17 protein-coding genes are annotated in these 16,263 nt (G+C 63.1%); 5 read left to right on the top strand and 12 right to left on the bottom strand.

Going from position 1 to position 16,263, the window contains the following annotated elements; genetic code table 11:
- Positions 1–554, bottom strand: a 554-nt coding sequence (locus tag B3849_RS12845; RefSeq protein ID WP_286780250.1) for a formate dehydrogenase accessory sulfurtransferase FdhD, incomplete at its 3' end; no start/stop codon positions are given.
- A gap of 48 nt (positions 555–602) precedes the next feature.
- Here B3849_RS12845 and B3849_RS12840 point away from each other — a divergent pair.
- The gene (locus tag B3849_RS12840) at positions 603–1,337 is read left to right on the top strand and encodes an AzlC family ABC transporter permease (protein WP_005849629.1); all 735 of its coding nucleotides are present in this window, start codon (positions 603–605) and stop codon (positions 1,335–1,337) included.
- On the top strand, positions 1,337–1,669 hold the full coding sequence (locus B3849_RS12835; protein WP_009825231.1) for an AzlD domain-containing protein: 333 nt from the start codon (positions 1,337–1,339) through the stop codon (positions 1,667–1,669). The genes B3849_RS12840 and B3849_RS12835 overlap by 1 nt, the downstream gene beginning before the upstream one ends.
- Here B3849_RS12835 and B3849_RS12830 read toward each other — a convergent pair.
- The 5 genes from B3849_RS12830 to B3849_RS12810 all read right to left on the bottom strand — a co-directional run bounded on the left by B3849_RS12830 (position 1,658) and on the right by B3849_RS12810 (position 5,769).
- Positions 1,658–2,260: a hypothetical protein gene (locus B3849_RS12830; RefSeq protein ID WP_037966046.1), complete on the bottom strand. Its 603-nt coding sequence runs from the start codon at positions 2,258–2,260 to the stop codon at positions 1,658–1,660. The genes B3849_RS12835 and B3849_RS12830 overlap by 12 nt on opposite strands.
- A gap of 31 nt (positions 2,261–2,291) precedes the next feature.
- Positions 2,292–2,426, bottom strand: a complete 135-nt coding sequence (locus B3849_RS12825) for an aa3-type cytochrome c oxidase subunit IV (RefSeq protein WP_005849635.1) — start codon at positions 2,424–2,426, stop codon at positions 2,292–2,294.
- 89 nt (positions 2,427–2,515) lie between these two features.
- Complete coding sequence (locus B3849_RS12820) at positions 2,516–3,001, bottom strand: DUF6173 family protein (RefSeq protein ID WP_278425501.1); 486 nt, start codon at positions 2,999–3,001, stop codon at positions 2,516–2,518.
- Positions 3,002–3,004: 3 nt separating this feature from the next.
- The gene (locus B3849_RS12815) at positions 3,005–4,054 is read right to left on the bottom strand and encodes an MBL fold metallo-hydrolase (protein ID WP_278375145.1); all 1,050 of its coding nucleotides are present in this window, start codon (positions 4,052–4,054) and stop codon (positions 3,005–3,007) included.
- Positions 4,054–5,769, bottom strand: coding sequence for an acyl-CoA dehydrogenase (locus tag B3849_RS12810; RefSeq protein ID WP_278425500.1), 1,716 nt, complete (start codon positions 5,767–5,769; stop codon positions 4,054–4,056). The genes B3849_RS12815 and B3849_RS12810 overlap by 1 nt, the downstream gene beginning before the upstream one ends.
- Positions 5,770–5,921: 152 nt before the next feature.
- On the opposite strand from B3849_RS12810, the gene B3849_RS12805 reads away from it, so the two are divergent.
- Positions 5,922–6,866 (top strand): L-threonylcarbamoyladenylate synthase, encoded by a 945-nt coding sequence (locus B3849_RS12805; RefSeq protein ID WP_278425499.1) that lies wholly within the window; start codon positions 5,922–5,924, stop codon positions 6,864–6,866.
- Between the two features lie 27 nt (positions 6,867–6,893).
- On the opposite strand, the gene B3849_RS12800 is transcribed toward B3849_RS12805, so the two are convergent.
- Positions 6,894–7,475, bottom strand: a complete 582-nt coding sequence (locus tag B3849_RS12800; RefSeq protein ID WP_278425498.1) for a YqgE/AlgH family protein — start codon at positions 7,473–7,475, stop codon at positions 6,894–6,896.
- 108 nt (positions 7,476–7,583) lie between these two features.
- On the opposite strand from B3849_RS12800, the gene B3849_RS12795 reads away from it, so the two are divergent.
- A complete protein-coding gene (locus B3849_RS12795; protein WP_235602558.1) occupies positions 7,584–8,381 on the top strand; it encodes a protein-disulfide reductase DsbD domain-containing protein in 798 nt (265 codons plus the stop codon).
- Here the strand turns inward: B3849_RS12795 and B3849_RS12790 are convergent, their stop codons facing one another.
- The 5 genes from B3849_RS12790 to B3849_RS12770 all read right to left on the bottom strand — a co-directional run bounded on the left by B3849_RS12790 (position 8,382) and on the right by B3849_RS12770 (position 15,304).
- Positions 8,382–11,783 carry an efflux RND transporter permease subunit gene (locus B3849_RS12790; RefSeq protein WP_278425497.1) on the bottom strand — a complete coding sequence of 1,134 codons (3,402 nt, stop codon included), beginning with the start codon at positions 11,781–11,783 and terminating at the stop codon, positions 8,382–8,384.
- A 4-nt stretch (positions 11,784–11,787) separates the two neighbouring features.
- Positions 11,788–13,248 (bottom strand): efflux RND transporter periplasmic adaptor subunit, encoded by a 1,461-nt coding sequence (locus tag B3849_RS12785; RefSeq protein WP_278425496.1) that lies wholly within the window; start codon positions 13,246–13,248, stop codon positions 11,788–11,790.
- 142 nt (positions 13,249–13,390) lie between these two features.
- Positions 13,391–13,933, bottom strand: a complete 543-nt coding sequence (gene moaB, locus B3849_RS12780; RefSeq protein WP_278425495.1) for a molybdenum cofactor biosynthesis protein B — start codon at positions 13,931–13,933, stop codon at positions 13,391–13,393.
- Positions 13,930–14,538, bottom strand: a complete 609-nt coding sequence (locus B3849_RS12775; RefSeq protein ID WP_278425494.1) for a LysE family translocator — start codon at positions 14,536–14,538, stop codon at positions 13,930–13,932. Before B3849_RS12775 ends, moaB begins: the two co-directional genes overlap by 4 nt.
- Entirely contained in the window at positions 14,531–15,304 is a 774-nt protein-coding gene (locus tag B3849_RS12770) for a uracil-DNA glycosylase (protein ID WP_005849657.1), read from the bottom strand. The genes B3849_RS12775 and B3849_RS12770 overlap by 8 nt, the downstream gene beginning before the upstream one ends.
- Before the next feature lie 156 nt (positions 15,305–15,460).
- On the opposite strand from B3849_RS12770, the gene B3849_RS12765 reads away from it, so the two are divergent.
- Positions 15,461–16,263, top strand: an 803-nt coding sequence (locus tag B3849_RS12765) for an aspartate carbamoyltransferase catalytic subunit (RefSeq protein WP_286780249.1), incomplete at its 3' end; no start/stop codon positions are given.

The raw sequence follows: 16,263 nt of genomic DNA, 5'->3' as shown, positions 1-16,263 counted from the left end.
TCCATATAGACCAGCGGGCGATTGCCCTGACATAGCACCGTGCCGTGAATCGCCCCGGCTTCCAGGTACAGGCTCGGCGTGCGGTTGATCTGCGCGCTAAGGTCATACAGCCACGAGGTCCGCAGCGGGGTCATGGGCAGGATCACGCCCTCCAGCCCCTCCATCATATCGCCGAAAACCGTACCGACCGCACAGCCGGAGGTCCGGGTCTTCTTGCGCATCTTGTCTTCGTAATCGGTTTTGCGGGCGGTGCGGACCACGACGACCTCAAGCTCTTCGTCGTAGTCGACGCCGGTGATATCCTCACCGTCGCGCAGCATACCCTGATTGCGCAAGAACCCAAGCGCGAGGTATTCAGGGTAATCGCCGATCGTCATCGCGGTGACGATTTCCTGCGCATTTAGATAGATCGTCAACGGGCGTTCCTCGACCACATTGATGGTTGTTTGCGCGCCTGTGTGATCCCGCCCGGTCACAGCACGGGTCAGCCGCGGCAAACCCGGTTGCGGTGCGATCAAATAAGCATCGGTGTCTGTCTTGACGGACAATTGCATCCCCCCAAAGCGGCAGTTAAGCATGTCCCGGCAATCTAGGGGGAACGCATGGCCATCACCACCACGAAATCGGCCTTTCGAAAAGGTCTTGCCGACGCCGCACCCTTTGTTCTGGTGATCATCCCCTTTGCGTCCCTGTTTGGCATCCTCGCCACCGAGGCGGGATTGAACGTATTCGAAACGCTCGCCTTTTCGGTTGTGGTCATTGCGGGGGCAGCACAGTTCACCGCGTTGCAACTGATGCAGGAACATGCCCCGACGGCGATCGTGCTGGCCTCTGCGCTGGCGGTGAACCTGCGGATGGCGATGTATTCCGCGTCGCTGACCCCTTACATCGGCTCCGCCCCGCTGTGGCAGCGCGCGCTGGCGGCCTATCTGACGGTCGATCAATCCTATGTCTGCGCGATGGCGCAGTACGAGAAACAGCCCGATATGACGATTCCGCAGCGGATGGCGTATTTCTTTGGCTGTGTGACCCCGATTGTGCCGCTGTGGTATTTGTTCACGCTGGTGGGGGCGATGGTCGGCGCGCAGATCCCCGAAAGCTGGGCGCTGGACTTTGCGCTGCCGATCACCTTTCTGGCCATGATCGCGCCGATGTTCCGCACGCCGGCCCATGTGGTCGCGGCGCTGGTCGCCTCTGTCGCGGGGCTGCTGACGGCGGGTGTGCCCTATTCGCTGGGGCTGATCATCGCGGGGCTTGCGGGGATGATGGCCGGTGCGCAGACAGAGCTTTGGCTGGAACGGCGCCAGCCCCAACACCCTGAACAGGATGCGGTATAATGGATCATATCAACACCGGCACACTTTGGTTCGTGATCATCGCCCTTGGCATCGGCAGTTTCGGGCTGCGCTTTGTCTTTACCGGATTGGTTGGCGACCGCGAGATGCCCGCATGGCTGCTGCGGCACCTGCGCTATACGGCAGTGGCGATCCTGCCCGCGCTGGTGGCTCCGCAGGTGATCTGGCCCGCAGCCACGGACGGGCAGCTTGACCTGCCGCGCATGGCGGCAGCGGCTGCGGCCCTGACAATCGGGGTGATCACCAAAAACGTGCTGCTCGCCATCATCAGCGGTGCAGCAACGCTTTACAGTCTGCTTTGGTTACTGGGCTAGAAGCGACGCCTGCACCGCGTCGATCACATCGCCTTCGTCATTCTCGTAGTATTTTGTCGTCGTGACACCGGGCAAGCTGGCGAACTGTTCGCTGAGCTTGGCCGGATAGAAGGTCTTGGAGATGCTTTCGAACCCTTGGACCTGCGACAGAATGCCCGAGGTCGCATTGGCGCAGAACGCCCCTGCTACCGTGCCGTTCGACATCACAAGCTGCAAGATCTGTTCCGCCTGCGCGTCCGTCACCTGAAGTTCCTGGCTGACAACATGGTAGGTGCTGCGTGCGTGCGAGGATTTGTAGCCTTGAATCCACTTGGGCGTCATACCGTAAAGCACGTCGCCGCGTTCGATCACGCGCGGATCGCGGAAGGAACCGGCGGGGTCAAAGATCACCTGCTGCGAGCCATTGACCACCAGCGCCGTATGGCCGCCGCTGCCGGTGCGGTTGTTGATCATCGTCATCAACGTGATGGATCGCGGCCCCGGTGCCACATAGGCGGCCGCCGCGACTTCTGCCGGTGTGTTATCAATCCCGGTATCATTCGCACAGGCCGCAAGCAGCCCGACGCAGGCCAAAGCCATCCAAACACGCATAGAAATATCCCGTCGGTTAGGTTTGCCCGCCTTAGCGCGCGAAGATCGCCATAAAGACCAGAATAGCAATAATCACGATGCACGACCATTTGACGAAGTTCATGAAGCTGTCAAAAGTCTTCTCGTGCGTGCTGGTGTCCATCGAGCCGTGTTCATGTTTGGCCATTTGCGCGATCCTTGTCTTAACGTGCGTATGATTTGAACTGGGGAATACTGTATTCATCTGCCTATGTCACGGCATCAAAATGCGCGGGATCAGGTGTTTTCGTCTGTCTGTGCCGGCTCTGGCGTCTCAAGGTCTTGCGCCAAGCGGAAACCAATACGATTCGCGGGGGTTTCCTGCACCGCTTTGGGCAGCGCACGCAGGGCGACATTCAACTGGGTGACATGCTGCACCAGCTGCATCCGTGCCCCCGCGTTGTCCTCGCCGTAAAAGGTCACGATGTCCGGGTCGAAATAGCCCATACCCTCGATCCGCAGCACACCGGCGTCACCGCCTGCGAACCCCATCGCGACCTCGTGATCGCCATCCAGCTGCTCTTCGAAATTTCTAAGGTAAAGCACGACCCGCTCGTAGGCCCATTGCGCCGGTGATTTCTGCGCGGCGGGCTTTTGGGTCATCCCCTTGGGCACCGGCTGGTCAGAGGCATTGCGTCTGTCGGGGTCCGAATGCACCTCGTAGAGGCGCGGCAGCGCGTCGGCCTCGATCGCCTCGGCCGCTGTCTTGATCTCGTTATCCATCGGTCAGCCCTTTGATTGATACACCCAAGCCCCGTCCAGCGCCCGCAAGCTGCGTGTGGCACGGCCCGTTTGGTAAAGATGGCTGAGATGGGCGACCGCTTCAACCAGCGCCAGACCGTATTCGCCTTCGCCGATGTTGCGCTTGAACAGGGTCGAGAAACATTCAGACGCCGATTTCGGCTCTGCAATCGCCTTTTCCAGACGGCGCAGGGCGCTGTGGTGATTCTCTATCAACTGGCGCATGCGGGTGGGCAGACCAGTGAAGGGCAGCTTGTGCCCGCCAAGCACCAGATGATCCTCCCGCGCGAGCAATGACAGACGGTCACAGGCCTCGATCCATTCGCCAATAGGGTCGGCCATGGGTTCGGTGGCATAGACCCCGACGTTAGGGCTGATGGACGACAGGATCTGATCCCCTGCAATCACCAAATTGTCATCACGGCTCCAGAAGGTGGCGTGTTCGGGGGCGTGCCCATTGCCCATATGCACGTCAAACACACGCCCCCCGATGGTGATCTCGTCGCCCTGTTTGATCCGCGTAAAGCCAAGCGGCAGAGGCGAGACGATGTCGGCAAAGTTGAATGGCCGCTCGGAGGCGCGTTTCTCGTACAGCGCGGCATCCATCCCCGACAGTTTGTAGAAAGCCAGCGTCTCGGCTGGCGGTGCCTCTTGCGGGTCGAGGGTCAGCATTCGCGCGGTCAACCACGCGGTGCGCGTCGTCACCAGCTCTGCACCGTGCTCGGTCTGGAACCAGCCCGCCAGACCGATGTGATCGGGGTGGTGGTGGGTCACGATCACCCGCGACACCGGCTTGCCGCCCAAGGGCCCCGCGATCAGGTCCGTCCACAGCGCCTTGGACTTTTTCGACGCGAACCCCGTGTCGATGATCGTCCAGCTGTCGCCCTCGTCAAAGGCATAGACGTTGACGTGATCCAGCTTCATAGGCAGCGGCAGACGCAGCCAAAGCACGCCGGGGGCGACCTCTATCGCCGCATCATGGGCGGGCGGCGTATCCCAGGGGAAACGTAATCCGGTTGGTGCGGTATCAGGCATCAGGCGGCCAGTTCGTCAGCGGAAAGCGCGAAAAGATCAGCCTCGCCCGCTTGGGCATGGGCCAACAGGCCAACGTGTTCCGGCAACAGACGCAGGATGTAGAACCGCGCCAGCTTTTCGCGTGGCCCGCCCTTGTCGGCCAGCGCCGCCTTGAGGTGCATATGCGCGCCAAGCACCCGTGCAAAGGCCCGCAGATACGGCACCGCTCCGGCAAAGCGCGTGTCCATGTTCGATTGCTCGGTCAGCCAGTCGGTCGCCTCGCGCAGGGTTTCCGATGCTTGCCACAGGGCATCCGTCATATTCGGAAAAACGTCGCGGGCGGCTTCGGCGTCTGCCTCGATCTCGTCCAGCAGACGGTTCGCGGCCTCGCCCCCGTCCATCATCTTGCGCGCGACCAGATCCATCGCCTGAATGCCATTGGTGCCTTCGTAAATGGCGGTCACCCGCACGTCGCGGCTGTACTGCGCGGCACCGGTTTCTTCGATAAAGCCCATGCCACCGTGGACCTGAACGCCCATTTCAGCGACGGCCATGCCGGTGTCGGTGCCAAACGCCTTGGCGATCGGGGTGAGGAAGGCCGCGCGGGCTTTCCACTCGGCCTGACCGGTGGCGTTCGTCATGTCGATGGCCTTGGCACAGCACAGCGCGATGGCGCGGGCGGCAAAGGTTTCGGCCTTCATCGTCATCAGCATGCGGCGGACATCGGCGTGGTCCACGATGGTGCCGGTGCCATCGGGGCGCGATGTCTTGCCCTGTTTACGGTCCAGCGCATAGGCCAGCGCGTGCTGATAGGCCGCTTCGGCGATGCCGATGCCCTGCCCGCCGACGCCAAGCCGCGCGTTGTTCATCATCGTGAACATCGCCGCCATGCCGCCTTGCTCGGGCCCGACCAGCCAGCCGGTCGCCTTGTCATATTGCATCACGCATGTCGGAGACCCGTGAATCCCCAGCTTGTGCTCAAGGCTCACCACCTTGAGGCTATTGGCATTGCCAAGGCTGCCGTCGTCATTGGGCAGGTATTTCGGCACGAGGAACAGGCTGATGCCTTTGGTGCCCGCAGGCGCACCGGGCAGACGCGCCAGGACAAGGTGGCAGATGTTGCCGCCAAAGTCATTGTCGCCCCAGGTGATATAGACCTTCTGACCCGAGATCGCATAGGTGCCGTCGCCATTGTCTTCGGCCTTGGTCGCCAGCGCCCCCACGTCCGACCCCGCTTGCGGTTCGGTCAGGTTCATCGTGCCGGTCCATTCGCCGCTGATCAGCTTGGGCAGGTACAGCTCCTTGATCGCGTCGCTGGCGTGATGCTCAAGCGCTTCGATCTGGCCCTGGCTCATCAAGGGGGCAAGTTGCAGGGACAGGCAGGCACCGCTCATCATTTCGTTAACGGCGGTCGTCAGGGTCATGGGCAGGCCCATGCCGCCGAATTCGGGGTCGGCGGACATGCCGATCCAGCCGCCTTCGGCCACGGCCTTGAACCCGTCGGCGAAACCGGGCGAGGTCCGTACGACGCCGTTTTCAAGCTTGGCGGGGGTCAGGTCGCCGGCGCGTTGCAGCGGGGCCAGAACGTCATTGGTCATCTTGCCCGCCTCTTCGAGGATCGCGCGGGTGACGTCTTCGCTGGCGTCCTCGAAGCGGTCGGTCTGACGCACAGCGTCCAGCCCTACGACATGATCAAACAGAAAGGCAAAATCTTCGACAGGGGCGCGATAGGGCATAGTTTTCCTCCATTAACGCGTTCGTCTGCTTGGCAAACCGAACAGCGACCTGATAAGCCCAAGGCGATACTCCGGGCTGTTGCGGCGAGAATGTCGCTCAAGCCTGCGCACCGCAACCCAAAACGCGGCGTCATCCCCCGTGAGAGAAGCCAATGACCGAGATTCTTCCCGCCGACCCTTCCGGCATTTCCCGCGCCGCCACCCTGCTGCAGCAAGGCGCATTGGTCGCGCTACCGACTGAAACGGTCTATGGTCTGGGGGCGGATGCGCGCAACGGGACGGCGGTGGCGGGCATCTACGAGGCCAAGGGGCGGCCCAGCTTCAACCCGCTGATCATCCATATCGCCGATGTGGACCAAGCACGGCGCTACGGGCGCTGGTCCGACACCGCCGAGATTTTGGCAAGCGCCTTCTGGCCCGGTCCGATGACACTCGTGCTGCCTCTGGCCGAGGGGCACGGGCTCTCTTCGCTGGTGACGGCGGGGCTAGACAGCGTCGGCATCCGCGTGCCCGCGCACCCCACGGCCCGCGCCATTCTACGTGCGCTTGGCGGTCCGGTGGCGGCCCCCTCGGCCAACCCCTCGGGCAAGATCAGCGCCACAACGGCGCAACATGTTCTGTCGGGGCTGGAAGGGCGGATCGCCGCTGTGGTTGATGACGGCCCCTGCACCGTTGGTCTGGAAAGCACCATCATCGGCCTGAACCAGCCCCGCCCGACGTTGTTGCGCGCAGGCGGGCTGCCGTCGGAGGCGATAGAGGCAGCTCTTGGCGCACCGCTGGATGTGGCCGACGGGGCAGAGATTATCGCCCCCGGTCAGCTCGCCTCTCACTACGCGCCCCATGCCAGCGTGCGTCTGAACGCCCAAGCGGCGACGGATGGAGAGGTTTACCTTGGCTTTGGCGCGGCAAGCGGGAGCGGGCCTGACGATCTGACCCTATCGGCCAGCGGCGATCTGGTGGAAGCGGCCGCGCATCTGTTTGACCGACTGCACGCGCTTGACCGGCTGCGAAGACCGATTGCGGTGGCCCCGATCCCTGAAACCGGTCTGGGCCGTGCCATCAATGACCGTTTGCGCCGTGCGGCGGCACCGCGTTAGGGCTTTTGCCCCGCAGATCCTCGCAAGTCAGGCGCGCCCTGCTGTCGCGCTGAGCCCCAAAGGGTCCACGCCGATAGAGGTCAGCGCCGCTTCCCATTTGCGCGCATCGGGCAAGTCGAAGAGAATAGCGCTATCGCCTTGGCAGGTCAGCCAGCCGTTCTGGGCAATCTCAGCCTCCAGCTGGCCCGCGGCCCAACCAGCATAGCCCAGCATCAACATCGCCCGACGCGGCCCCTTGCCGCGGGCAATGTCTTCGAGGATGTCCAGCGTCGCTGTCATCGCCACCCCATCCGCGATATCCGTCGTCTGCATCACGGACCGGTATTCGGCGCTGTGCAGGACAAAGCCGCGCTCTGTCTCGACGGGGCCGCCCACATGCACCCCCAGACCGGAAACATCGTCCATGTCCACATCGCTGAGCCGGTCAAGCACATCGTCAAGCTTCAGATCAGCGGCGGGTTTATTGACGATCAACCCCATCGCGCCTTCGTCATCATGCGAGCAGATAAAGATCACCGAATGATCAAACCGAGGATCCCCCATGCCGGGCATCGCCACCAAAAGCTGGCCGGTCAGATCCATTTTCATGCTGTCGTCCTTATGCGTCATCGCAATAGCATGGCCTGCGCCCCTGCGGCTTTCAACCCCCGCGACTGCAACACATCATAATGCAAACGTGACTTGGCAAACGGGGGGCAGATGGCCCATGAAAGCGCCATGACCAGAAAAATTCTTGGCCTGATGGCCGCTGCCCTTATCGCCCCGCTGCCCGCTTCTGCAATGGAAGTGATCCACGGGGAAATCCTGCAAGGCTGGGTGCTGCCCGATGGCAACCGCATGGCCGCGATCCGCATGACGGTGGAGCCGGGCTGGAAGACCTACTGGCGCGCGCCCGGTGACATGGGTATCCCGCCCAGCTTCGACTGGTCCGGCTCGCGCAACCTGTCGGCGGTGGCCGTGGAATGGCCTGCGCCCACGGTGTTCCGCGAACCCAATCTGACCACCATCGGGTATAAGGATCAGGTCGTGTTGCCGCTGCGGATCAGCGTGCCCGACAAAGGGGCCCCCGTCACGGTCCAGACCACCATTGATCTGGGCGTGTGCAGCGACATCTGCGTGCCCGCCTCGCTTGAGCTGAGCGGCGTGATCGACACCACCACAACCCGCGCCGATCCAGCGATTGCCGCCTCATTGGCGCAGCGCCCGTTTTCGGCGAAAGAGGCCCGTGTGAAAGACGTGACCTGCACCATCGGTATGGCAGGCGCGGACCTGACCCTGGACGCCGCGATCACCCTCCCCCCCGCGGGCGGGCAAGAGCTGGTGGTGATCGAAACCGGCAACCCTGATCTTTGGGTCAGCGAGGCAGATACCACCCGCAAGGGCAACGTCCTACATGCGCGGGTGGACGTGGGCCACGTCAGCGGCGGCCCCGTGGCACTGAACCGGTCGCACATCCGCATGACGGTATTGGGCAGCAAGCAGGCCGTCGATATTGTAGGATGCAACGCGGGCTGATCACACGGCCCGTTTGCGACGCGACAGCAGCAACGCCACCGCGCCGACGATATAGCCCACCAGCGCGATCAAAGCCGCCCCGACCAGGAACAGCAGCAGCGCCGCGCTGCGCGGGGCCATCGCCCCGAGCTCAGGCAGCAGCTCGACCAGCGCGGGATGTAAGTCGCCCGTCACCGCGACCCACCCCAGCGTGGCCCCGCCCCACAGCACCACCAGCACCCAAAGCGCCAGAATGCCGAGGCGCAGACCCCCTGCTCGTGCCCGCATGGCCCGACGCATCGCCCGGATCTGGCGACCGATATCATGCTGCGCCGCGACCAGCGCAGGCACGACCAGCAACACCAGAAACATGCCAAAACCCAAACCATAGACCAGCGTGATCACCGTGGGCTTCAGGAACTGCGCCTGCTGGCTTTGCTCATAAAGCAGCGGGGCCATGCCAAGGACCGTTGTCAGCGTGGTCAGCATCACCGGCCGTAACCGGTCCGCCGCGCCATCAATGATCGACGGGATCACTCCACGGGTGGCACCGTATTCGTCAATCGTACCCACCAGAACAATGGAATCGTTGATGATGATCCCTGTCATCCCCAGCAGGCCCACGACCGTGAACATGCTCAGGGGAACCTCCCACAGGGCGTGCCCGTAGATTGTGCCGACCAGACCAAAGGGGATCACCGCCATCACCACCATGGGCCGCGTCCAACTGCCAAAAACCCAAGCGAGAACAAGGTAGATGCCCGTCAGCACAAGAATCAGGCCGGTCAGCGCATCCGACAGAAACGTACCTTCCTGCTCGCTCAATCCGCCGATGCGGAAATCCACCTGCCGTTCAGAGGCGATGCGCGGCAGGATATCCTCGCGCAGGGCCGTCGTGATCTCACTCGCGCGGGCGGGGTCATCCTCTGATATGTCGCCCGTGACCGAAATCAGACGGATGCCATTCTCGCGACGCACCGTGCTGAAGCCGGTGCGCCGGTCCACGCTGACGATATCGGCCAGCGGCACATATTGCCCGTCCGGCGTGCGCATCTGGGTCCGTTCAAGGAAATCCGCGGTCAGCTCTCCCTCGGGCAGTTCAACCCGGATTGTCGCCGATCGTGGGCCGTCGGGATAGGTCGCCGCCTCGATCCCGCCCAGACGGTGGCGCAGCACCCGCCCCAAGGTATCAATCGTGAACCCAAGCGCCTGTCCTTGCGGCGTCAGATCAAGGATCAGCTCTTCCTTGTCGTAGGCCAGATTATCCTGCACCGCGCTGACTTCGGGATATTGCCGCAGGGCATCCTGCAGATCCTGCGATGCGGCTTTCAACACCTGCGTGTCAGCCCCGTAAAACTGCACATCCAGCGCGTCCCCCCCGGGACCCGACCGCCAGCCGCGAAAGCTGACGGTTTCGGCAAGGGGATGATTGACCACCGCGTCTTGCAGTTCAGCGACAAAGGCGAAGCTGGAATAGGGGCGCAGATCGGCGTCGATCAGCTCGATCGAGATGCCGCCCAGCAGATCGGCGTCCTTGCTGTCGGCCCCGTCCAGACCACGCCCCGCATTGCCCCCGATCTGCGCGATCACATAGTCGATGGGGTTGGTGCCGTATTCCTCGGCGTATTGCGCGCCCAGCGCTTCTGTCGCGCGTTGCATTTCGCGCATCATCGCCAGCGTATCGGCGCGGGTGGCCCCTTCGGCCATGGCAAAATTACCCGTCACCGACCCGCGTTCCGGCGCATTGAAGAACCGCCATTGCACGTCACCCCGGATGAACAGCGCCACCTGCGAGGCAAGCACAGCGACCACACCGGCAAGCACCACATAGCGCGCGCGGATCACCCCCGCCATGAAGGGGCGGAACAGCCGTTCGCGCACCCAGAGAAACCCGCGATTGACCACTCGGCTGGGCAGGTCATACCACCGTTGCTTGGCCCCTGCTGCCATCGCATGGGCCATATGGTTCGGCAGGATCAGAAAACATTCAACCAGTGACGCGGCCAGCACGGCAATCACTGTAAGGGGGATATCCCCGATCAGACTGCCAAAGCGCCCACCCACGGCAAGCAGACCGAAAAAAGCAATGATCGTTGTCATCGTTGCGGCAAAGACCGGCATCGCCATCCGCCGCGCCGCATTCTCTGCCGCTTGCATGGGGGGCTCGCCCAGCTCTTTGTGGCGATAGTCCGCGTGTTCGCCCACAACGATCGCATCATCAACCACGATACCAAGCGTGATGATCAACCCGAACAAAGAGATCATATTGATCGTGATCCCCCCCGCATACATCAGCGCAATTGCCGCGGCCATCGACGCAGGTATGCCCGCGGCCACCCAAAAGGCCGTACGCGCATTCAGAAAGAGGAACAGCAACCCCACCACCAGTGCGAGCCCCATCAGCCCGTTATCAATCAGCAGGTCCAACCGCCCGGTGATCGCCTCGGCCCGCGTGCGGATCAGCTCTATCGTCACGCCCTTGGGCAGCATCACAGACATATCCGCCGCGACGCTTTCGACGCTGTGCTGGATACCGATGGCATCCCCCCCGTCAGAGCGGTCAATACGCACAGAGATCGCGGGATCATCCCCCACGAAATACCCTACCTCTCGGTCGGAGCCCTGCTCGATCACCCGTGCCACGTCCCCGACCAGCAATGACGACCCGTCCGCATTGCTGCGCAACACGACGCGAGATAGGGCATCCGCGCTACGCTTCGCGGTGCCGGTGCGCACGCGCGCATTGGCGCCTGTCACATCACCGGCGGGGTTGGCATCCACCTCGGCCGCGATCACGGCGGCGATTTCGGCCATGGTGATGTCGTGACGGATCAGTCTGGTCGACGGCACCTCGATCAGGGTTTGCGGCGCCGCGACCCCCTGAATGGTGCTGCGCGTTACACCCGCCGCGAACAGCCGCGTGACGAATTCATCCGCGAAACGCCCCAGCTGTTCCGCGCTGATCGGGCCCGTGATCACCACATCGGTCACACGGTCGCGCCAGATACCACGCCGGACCACCGGATCTTCGGCATCATCTGGCAGTGTGGTAACCGAATCCACCGCCGTTTGCACATCCGTCGCGGCGCGGGCCATGTCCCAATTGGGCTCGAACTCAAGCGAGACGGTCCCGCTGCCCTCGCGCGAGGCAGCGGTGGAGCTTTCGACCCCTTCGACCGCCAGCAAGACCGGTTCAAGCACCTGAACGATGGCACTATCCACATCGTCGGCCCCCGCCCCCTCCCAAACGGTAGTGACCGACACACTGTCGATGATCACATCAGGAAAGAACTGCGCCCGCATATTCGGCGCAGCGGCCGCCCCGCAGACCAGTAGCACCACAAGCAGCAGGTTGGCTGCCGTCCGGTGACGGGTGAAATACGACAGGATCCCCCCTGCACCACCGGACATGCTGCGCGCCATCTCCCTAGCCTCCCATCCGGCTTTCAAGGCGTTCGATCATGCGCGCCGGCACCTGCGGCTCGGCCAGCTGCGCCAGCACGCGCGCCTTCGCCTCTTGGGGCATGCGGCTGTTCCCCTCGATAAAGGCCACAAGCTTTGCGCGACGCTCCTCTGTCAGGGCGATCATGCTGGGGACATCTCCCTGCGCGGTCTCATCCGCCCCCGGACGCAACGGCTTTACCGCGATACCGGCCCCCAGCAGGGGCGACCGCGCCTCGACCACGTCGCGACCTTCGACCGGACCACGGACCAACACGTCGTCGCCCACGCGGCGCAGAACAGAGACCTGAATGCTTTCCAATCGGTTCTCCGCATCCAGCACCAAGACCGCTCCCGTGGCATCAAGGGCCGAGCTTGGCAGGCGGATCACATCGTCCAGCGCAGGTTCACGCACATGTACCGTCGCGAAATCCCCCGGTTTGAACCCCGGTGCCTGCGTCAACGCGGCAAAGATCAGGCGCCCGCTGGCCCCCTCGCCCGCAGCGGCCCCCGCGCGGGTGATCTGGCCGCGGGCCTCAAGGTCCACGCCCGCGACATCAAGGCGCGCGGTCACCTCTGCCTTGATCAACCGGCCCTGTGCATCCAGCAGGCGCGCGTATTGCGCGGTCGAGATACGAAAGGAAATCTCAAGATCATCCGGCGCGATCAGCTCTGCCAGCCTCTCGTTCGCAGAGACCAAGCGCCCCTCGACGACCGAGGTTTCGCTTAGCGCCCCATCGAACGGCGCGGTGATCGTGGTTTCCTTTAGCGCGCGCTGCGCATCCTCCAACGCAATTTGAGCGTTGGACAACAAGCGCACCGCGTTATCCACGCGCGCTTCTGTCTGGGTCACCACCTGTCGACGTGCAAGAACGGCCTGTCGCGCGCTTGAGGCAGCAAGCTCTGCCGTTTCCGTCGCCGTCGCGGTGCCGACACCGCGTTCGCCCAGATCACGCTGGCGGTCAAACGCGCGGGTGCGCAGCGCGGCCTGCTCTTCGGCGGCGGCAAGCTCGTCCAGTCCCAAAGCCAGCGCGCGGTCCGCATCACGCCCCTCTGCCTCTGCATCGCGTACGGCACTTTGCGCCCGCGCGACCTCGGCCAAAGCATCCGACCGGTCAAGGCGCACCAGAACCTGACCCGCTGTGACCTGCCCGCCCTCTTCGAATTCCGGTGCCAGCTCGACCACGCGCCCGCCCACGGCCGCACGCAGCTCTAGCGTGCGGCGGCTTTGCACCGCGCCAAAACTTTGCAGCACCGGCACTTCGGTCCCAGACTGCGCACGCACCACATTGACCGAGAATACCCGCTCACGCGGGGCGCGCTCGGGCGGCGTGTCGGTCAGACGCTGCTGAACCGCCCCGCCAATGAGGTCCGCCGCAAGCACCAGAAACCCCAATGTCGCCGCTGCCAGAAACAACCCGATCATGCTTTGCCGTAGAAAACGCATCTTGCCCCGATCCTATTTCGTCCGTGCCAGCTTACCCCGCAGGCCTGCAGAACAAAATCACAGTTGTGACAGCCACGCACGGCTTATCAGGCGCATCGCAAAGCAGCGCGGAGGAATTGGGTTAAATTCATCGCCCCAGCTGCTATTTCCGGCGCTGGTGTTCATCCAGACGGGGCATGATCTCAACGAAGTTGCAGGGCTTGTGCCGATAGTCGAGCTGCTTGATCAAAATCTCGTCCCACGCATCCTTGCACGCCCCCGGAGACCCGGGCAGCGCAAAGAGATACGTTCCCTGGGCGACGCCGGCGGTGGCCCGGCTTTGCACCGCCGAGGTGCCGATCTTCTGCATGGATACGATCGTGAACACGGTGCCGAATGCATTGATCTCTTTCTCGTAGACATCGCGATGTGCCTCGACCGTCACATCGCGCCCCGTCAGCCCTGTGCCCCCCGTGCTGATTACCACGTCAATCTCAGGGTCGGCGCACCAGTCGCGCAACTGGTCGGCAATCTCGCCGCGCTCATCGCGGATGATGCTGCGTGCCGCGAGGAAATGCCCCGCTTCGGCGATGCGCGCGACCAAGACATCGCCTGACCTGTCTTCGGCCCAACCCCGGGTATCGGATACTGTCAGCACCGCGATGCGCACGGGGATAAAGTCAATCGTCTCGTCAATTCGGCTCATGTCCGCTCCAATACTGCAAGGCGTGCGGCGAGGGCCACGAAAATACCGCTGCTGATCCAGCGCAGCGCCTGCCCGCCCCCCACCATCCGGCGGCCGAGGCCACTGGCAAACACACCGACCAAGGCGTTGATGATCAACCCGCCAAGCGACAGTACGGACCCCAGCATCAGAAACTGCAGCAGAACCGGCCCCGCTTCTGGCACGACGAACTGCGGGACAAAGGCCAGCACGAAAAGGATCACCTTGGGGTTCGTCAGGTTCACGATCAAACCGCTGCGAAACGCGGATTTCGGCGCAGGCACGGGCGTTGCGGCCGCCCCGCTGCTACGCCAGGTCTGCACGGCCAGCCACAAAAGATAGGCAACCCCGATCCAGCGGATCACATCAAAGGCCCACGGCAGGGCCGCCACCACCGCACCAAGGCCAAGCCCCGCCAAGGTCACATGCACCATACCGCCAAGGGCGACCCCCGCACTTGCCGCAACCGAGGCGCGCGGACCAAAGCGCATGCCCTGCCCCAGACAAAACATCATATCCGCGCCCGGTGTCAGGTTCAGCGCCAGGGCGGCGGGCACAAAGGCCAGCAATGTGAGGGGATCAACCATGCGTCAATTTCGCTTTCAGTGAGAGTAAATCGGCCCAGGCCTCGCGTTTGAACTCGGGGCTGCGCAGCAGATAGGCGGGGTGGAACATGGGCAACGCGGGCAACCCCTCGGCTTGCGTCCACTGACCGCGCAAGCGGGTGATGCCGCGTTTGCCCAGCAATGCCTGCGCGGACCAATTGCCAACGATGACCAACACCTCGGGCTTGGCCAAAGCGATATGCCGCGCCAGAAACGGCTTCATCATCGCGATTTCATCCGGCTTCGGATCGCGGTTCTGCGGCGGCCGCCAGGGCAAGACATTGGTGATATAGACAGGCGATGTCTGGTGATGGCGCCCCATGTCGATGGCCGCGAGCATCTTGTCCAGCAACACGCCGGCACGCCCGACAAAGGGCCGGCCCTCGCGGTCTTCGTCCCGCCCTGGTGCCTCGCCCACGATCATCACCCGTGCCCCCGGCGTTCCGTCCGAGAAAACCATTTTGCGCGCGCCGCGTTTCAGCTCGCAATGCTCGAAGGCGGCCATGGCGGCACGCAATTCATCCAGCGTCGCAGCCCCAGCCGCGGCCTGTGTCGCCTCTGCCACCACGTCCGGCCCTTGGGCAGCCAAAGGCACTGGTCCGCTCTTGCCCTTTTGCGCCTTCGGCTTCTCGACCGCGGCGGGCACCTCGTAACGGTTCACCGGCGCATCGCAAATCGCCTCGGTCGCGCCAAGTTCGATCTGCCAATGCAAAAGCGCAAGCGCCTGATGATAATCCACTGATTCCATGCGCCCAACTTACGCGCTGGTGTCGGCAATAAAAATGCCAACTTCCAAATGGTCTTAAATCCAACGCGGCCCCCACGGCCGGATGCCCCCGCCCGACGACTTGCCCCGCCCTGCGCCGCCGCCTATAACGCCAAAAATAACGTGGGGTCCGCCGTCATGAGTTTCGCACACCGCCATCTTCTGGGCATTGAACACCTGTCCCAGGACGACATCACCACCCTGCTTGATCTGGCCGACAGCTATGCCGATCTGAACCGCCAGCCCCATAAACACAGCGACGCGCTGAGCGGGCTGACACAGATCAATATGTTCTTCGAAAACTCCACCCGGACGCAGGCGAGCTTCGAGATCGCGGGCAAGCGGTTGGGGGCGGATGTGATGAATATGGCGATGCAGGCGTCCTCGATCAAAAAGGGCGAAACCCTGATTGATACGGCGATGACGCTGAACGCCATGCACCCCGATCTGCTGGTGGTCCGCCATCCGCAATCCGGTGCCGTCGATCTGCTGGCGCAGAAGGTGAACTGCGCCGTGCTCAATGCGGGCGACGGGCGGCATGAACACCCTACGCAAGCACTACTGGACGCGCTGACGATCCGCCGTGCCAAGGGCCGCTTGCATCGCCTGTCCATCGCCATCTGCGGCGACATTGCCCATAGTCGCGTGGCACGGTCCAACATCATGCTGCTTGGCAAGATGGAGAACCGCATCCGCCTTATCGCGCCGCCGACGCTGATGCCCGCGCAAATCGGTGAATTCGGCGTCGAAGTCTTCGATGATATGGAAGAAGGGCTGAAAGACGTTGATGTTGTGATGATGCTCCGCTTGCAAAAAGAACGCATGGATGGCGGCTTTATCCCCAGCGAACGCGAGTATTATCACAGATATGGGCTGGACGCCGAAAAACTGGCCCATGCCAAGCCCGATGCCATCGTGATGCACCCCGGCCCGATGAACCG

The organism is Sulfitobacter sp. UBA4523, assembly GCF_002388305.1.
GTDB lineage: Bacteria > Pseudomonadota > Alphaproteobacteria > Rhodobacterales > Rhodobacteraceae > Sulfitobacter > Sulfitobacter pontiacus.
This window is presented reverse-complemented; position numbering and strand designations above follow the sequence as displayed.

Coding starts and splice junctions, on each gene's coding strand:
- B3849_RS12840 (WP_005849629.1), top strand. CDS start 603: ATGGCCATCACCACCACGAAATCGGCCTTTCGAAAAGGTCTTGCCGAC.
- B3849_RS12835 (WP_009825231.1), top strand. CDS start 1,337: ATGGATCATATCAACACCGGCACACTTTGGTTCGTGATCATCGCCCTT.
- B3849_RS12830 (WP_037966046.1), bottom strand. CDS start 2,260: ATGCGTGTTTGGATGGCTTTGGCCTGCGTCGGGCTGCTTGCGGCCTGT.
- B3849_RS12825 (WP_005849635.1), bottom strand. CDS start 2,426: ATGGCCAAACATGAACACGGCTCGATGGACACCAGCACGCACGAGAAG.
- B3849_RS12820 (WP_278425501.1), bottom strand. CDS start 3,001: ATGGATAACGAGATCAAGACAGCGGCCGAGGCGATCGAGGCCGACGCG.
- B3849_RS12815 (WP_278375145.1), bottom strand. CDS start 4,054: ATGCCTGATACCGCACCAACCGGATTACGTTTCCCCTGGGATACGCCG.
- B3849_RS12810 (WP_278425500.1), bottom strand. CDS start 5,769: ATGCCCTATCGCGCCCCTGTCGAAGATTTTGCCTTTCTGTTTGATCAT.
- B3849_RS12805 (WP_278425499.1), top strand. CDS start 5,922: ATGACCGAGATTCTTCCCGCCGACCCTTCCGGCATTTCCCGCGCCGCC.
- B3849_RS12800 (WP_278425498.1), bottom strand. CDS start 7,475: ATGACGCATAAGGACGACAGCATGAAAATGGATCTGACCGGCCAGCTT.
- B3849_RS12795 (WP_235602558.1), top strand. CDS start 7,584: ATGACCAGAAAAATTCTTGGCCTGATGGCCGCTGCCCTTATCGCCCCG.
- B3849_RS12790 (WP_278425497.1), bottom strand. CDS start 11,783: ATGGCGCGCAGCATGTCCGGTGGTGCAGGGGGGATCCTGTCGTATTTC.
- B3849_RS12785 (WP_278425496.1), bottom strand. CDS start 13,248: ATGCGTTTTCTACGGCAAAGCATGATCGGGTTGTTTCTGGCAGCGGCG.
- moaB (WP_278425495.1), bottom strand. CDS start 13,933: ATGAGCCGAATTGACGAGACGATTGACTTTATCCCCGTGCGCATCGCG.
- B3849_RS12775 (WP_278425494.1), bottom strand. CDS start 14,538: ATGGTTGATCCCCTCACATTGCTGGCCTTTGTGCCCGCCGCCCTGGCG.
- B3849_RS12770 (WP_005849657.1), bottom strand. CDS start 15,304: ATGGAATCAGTGGATTATCATCAGGCGCTTGCGCTTTTGCATTGGCAG.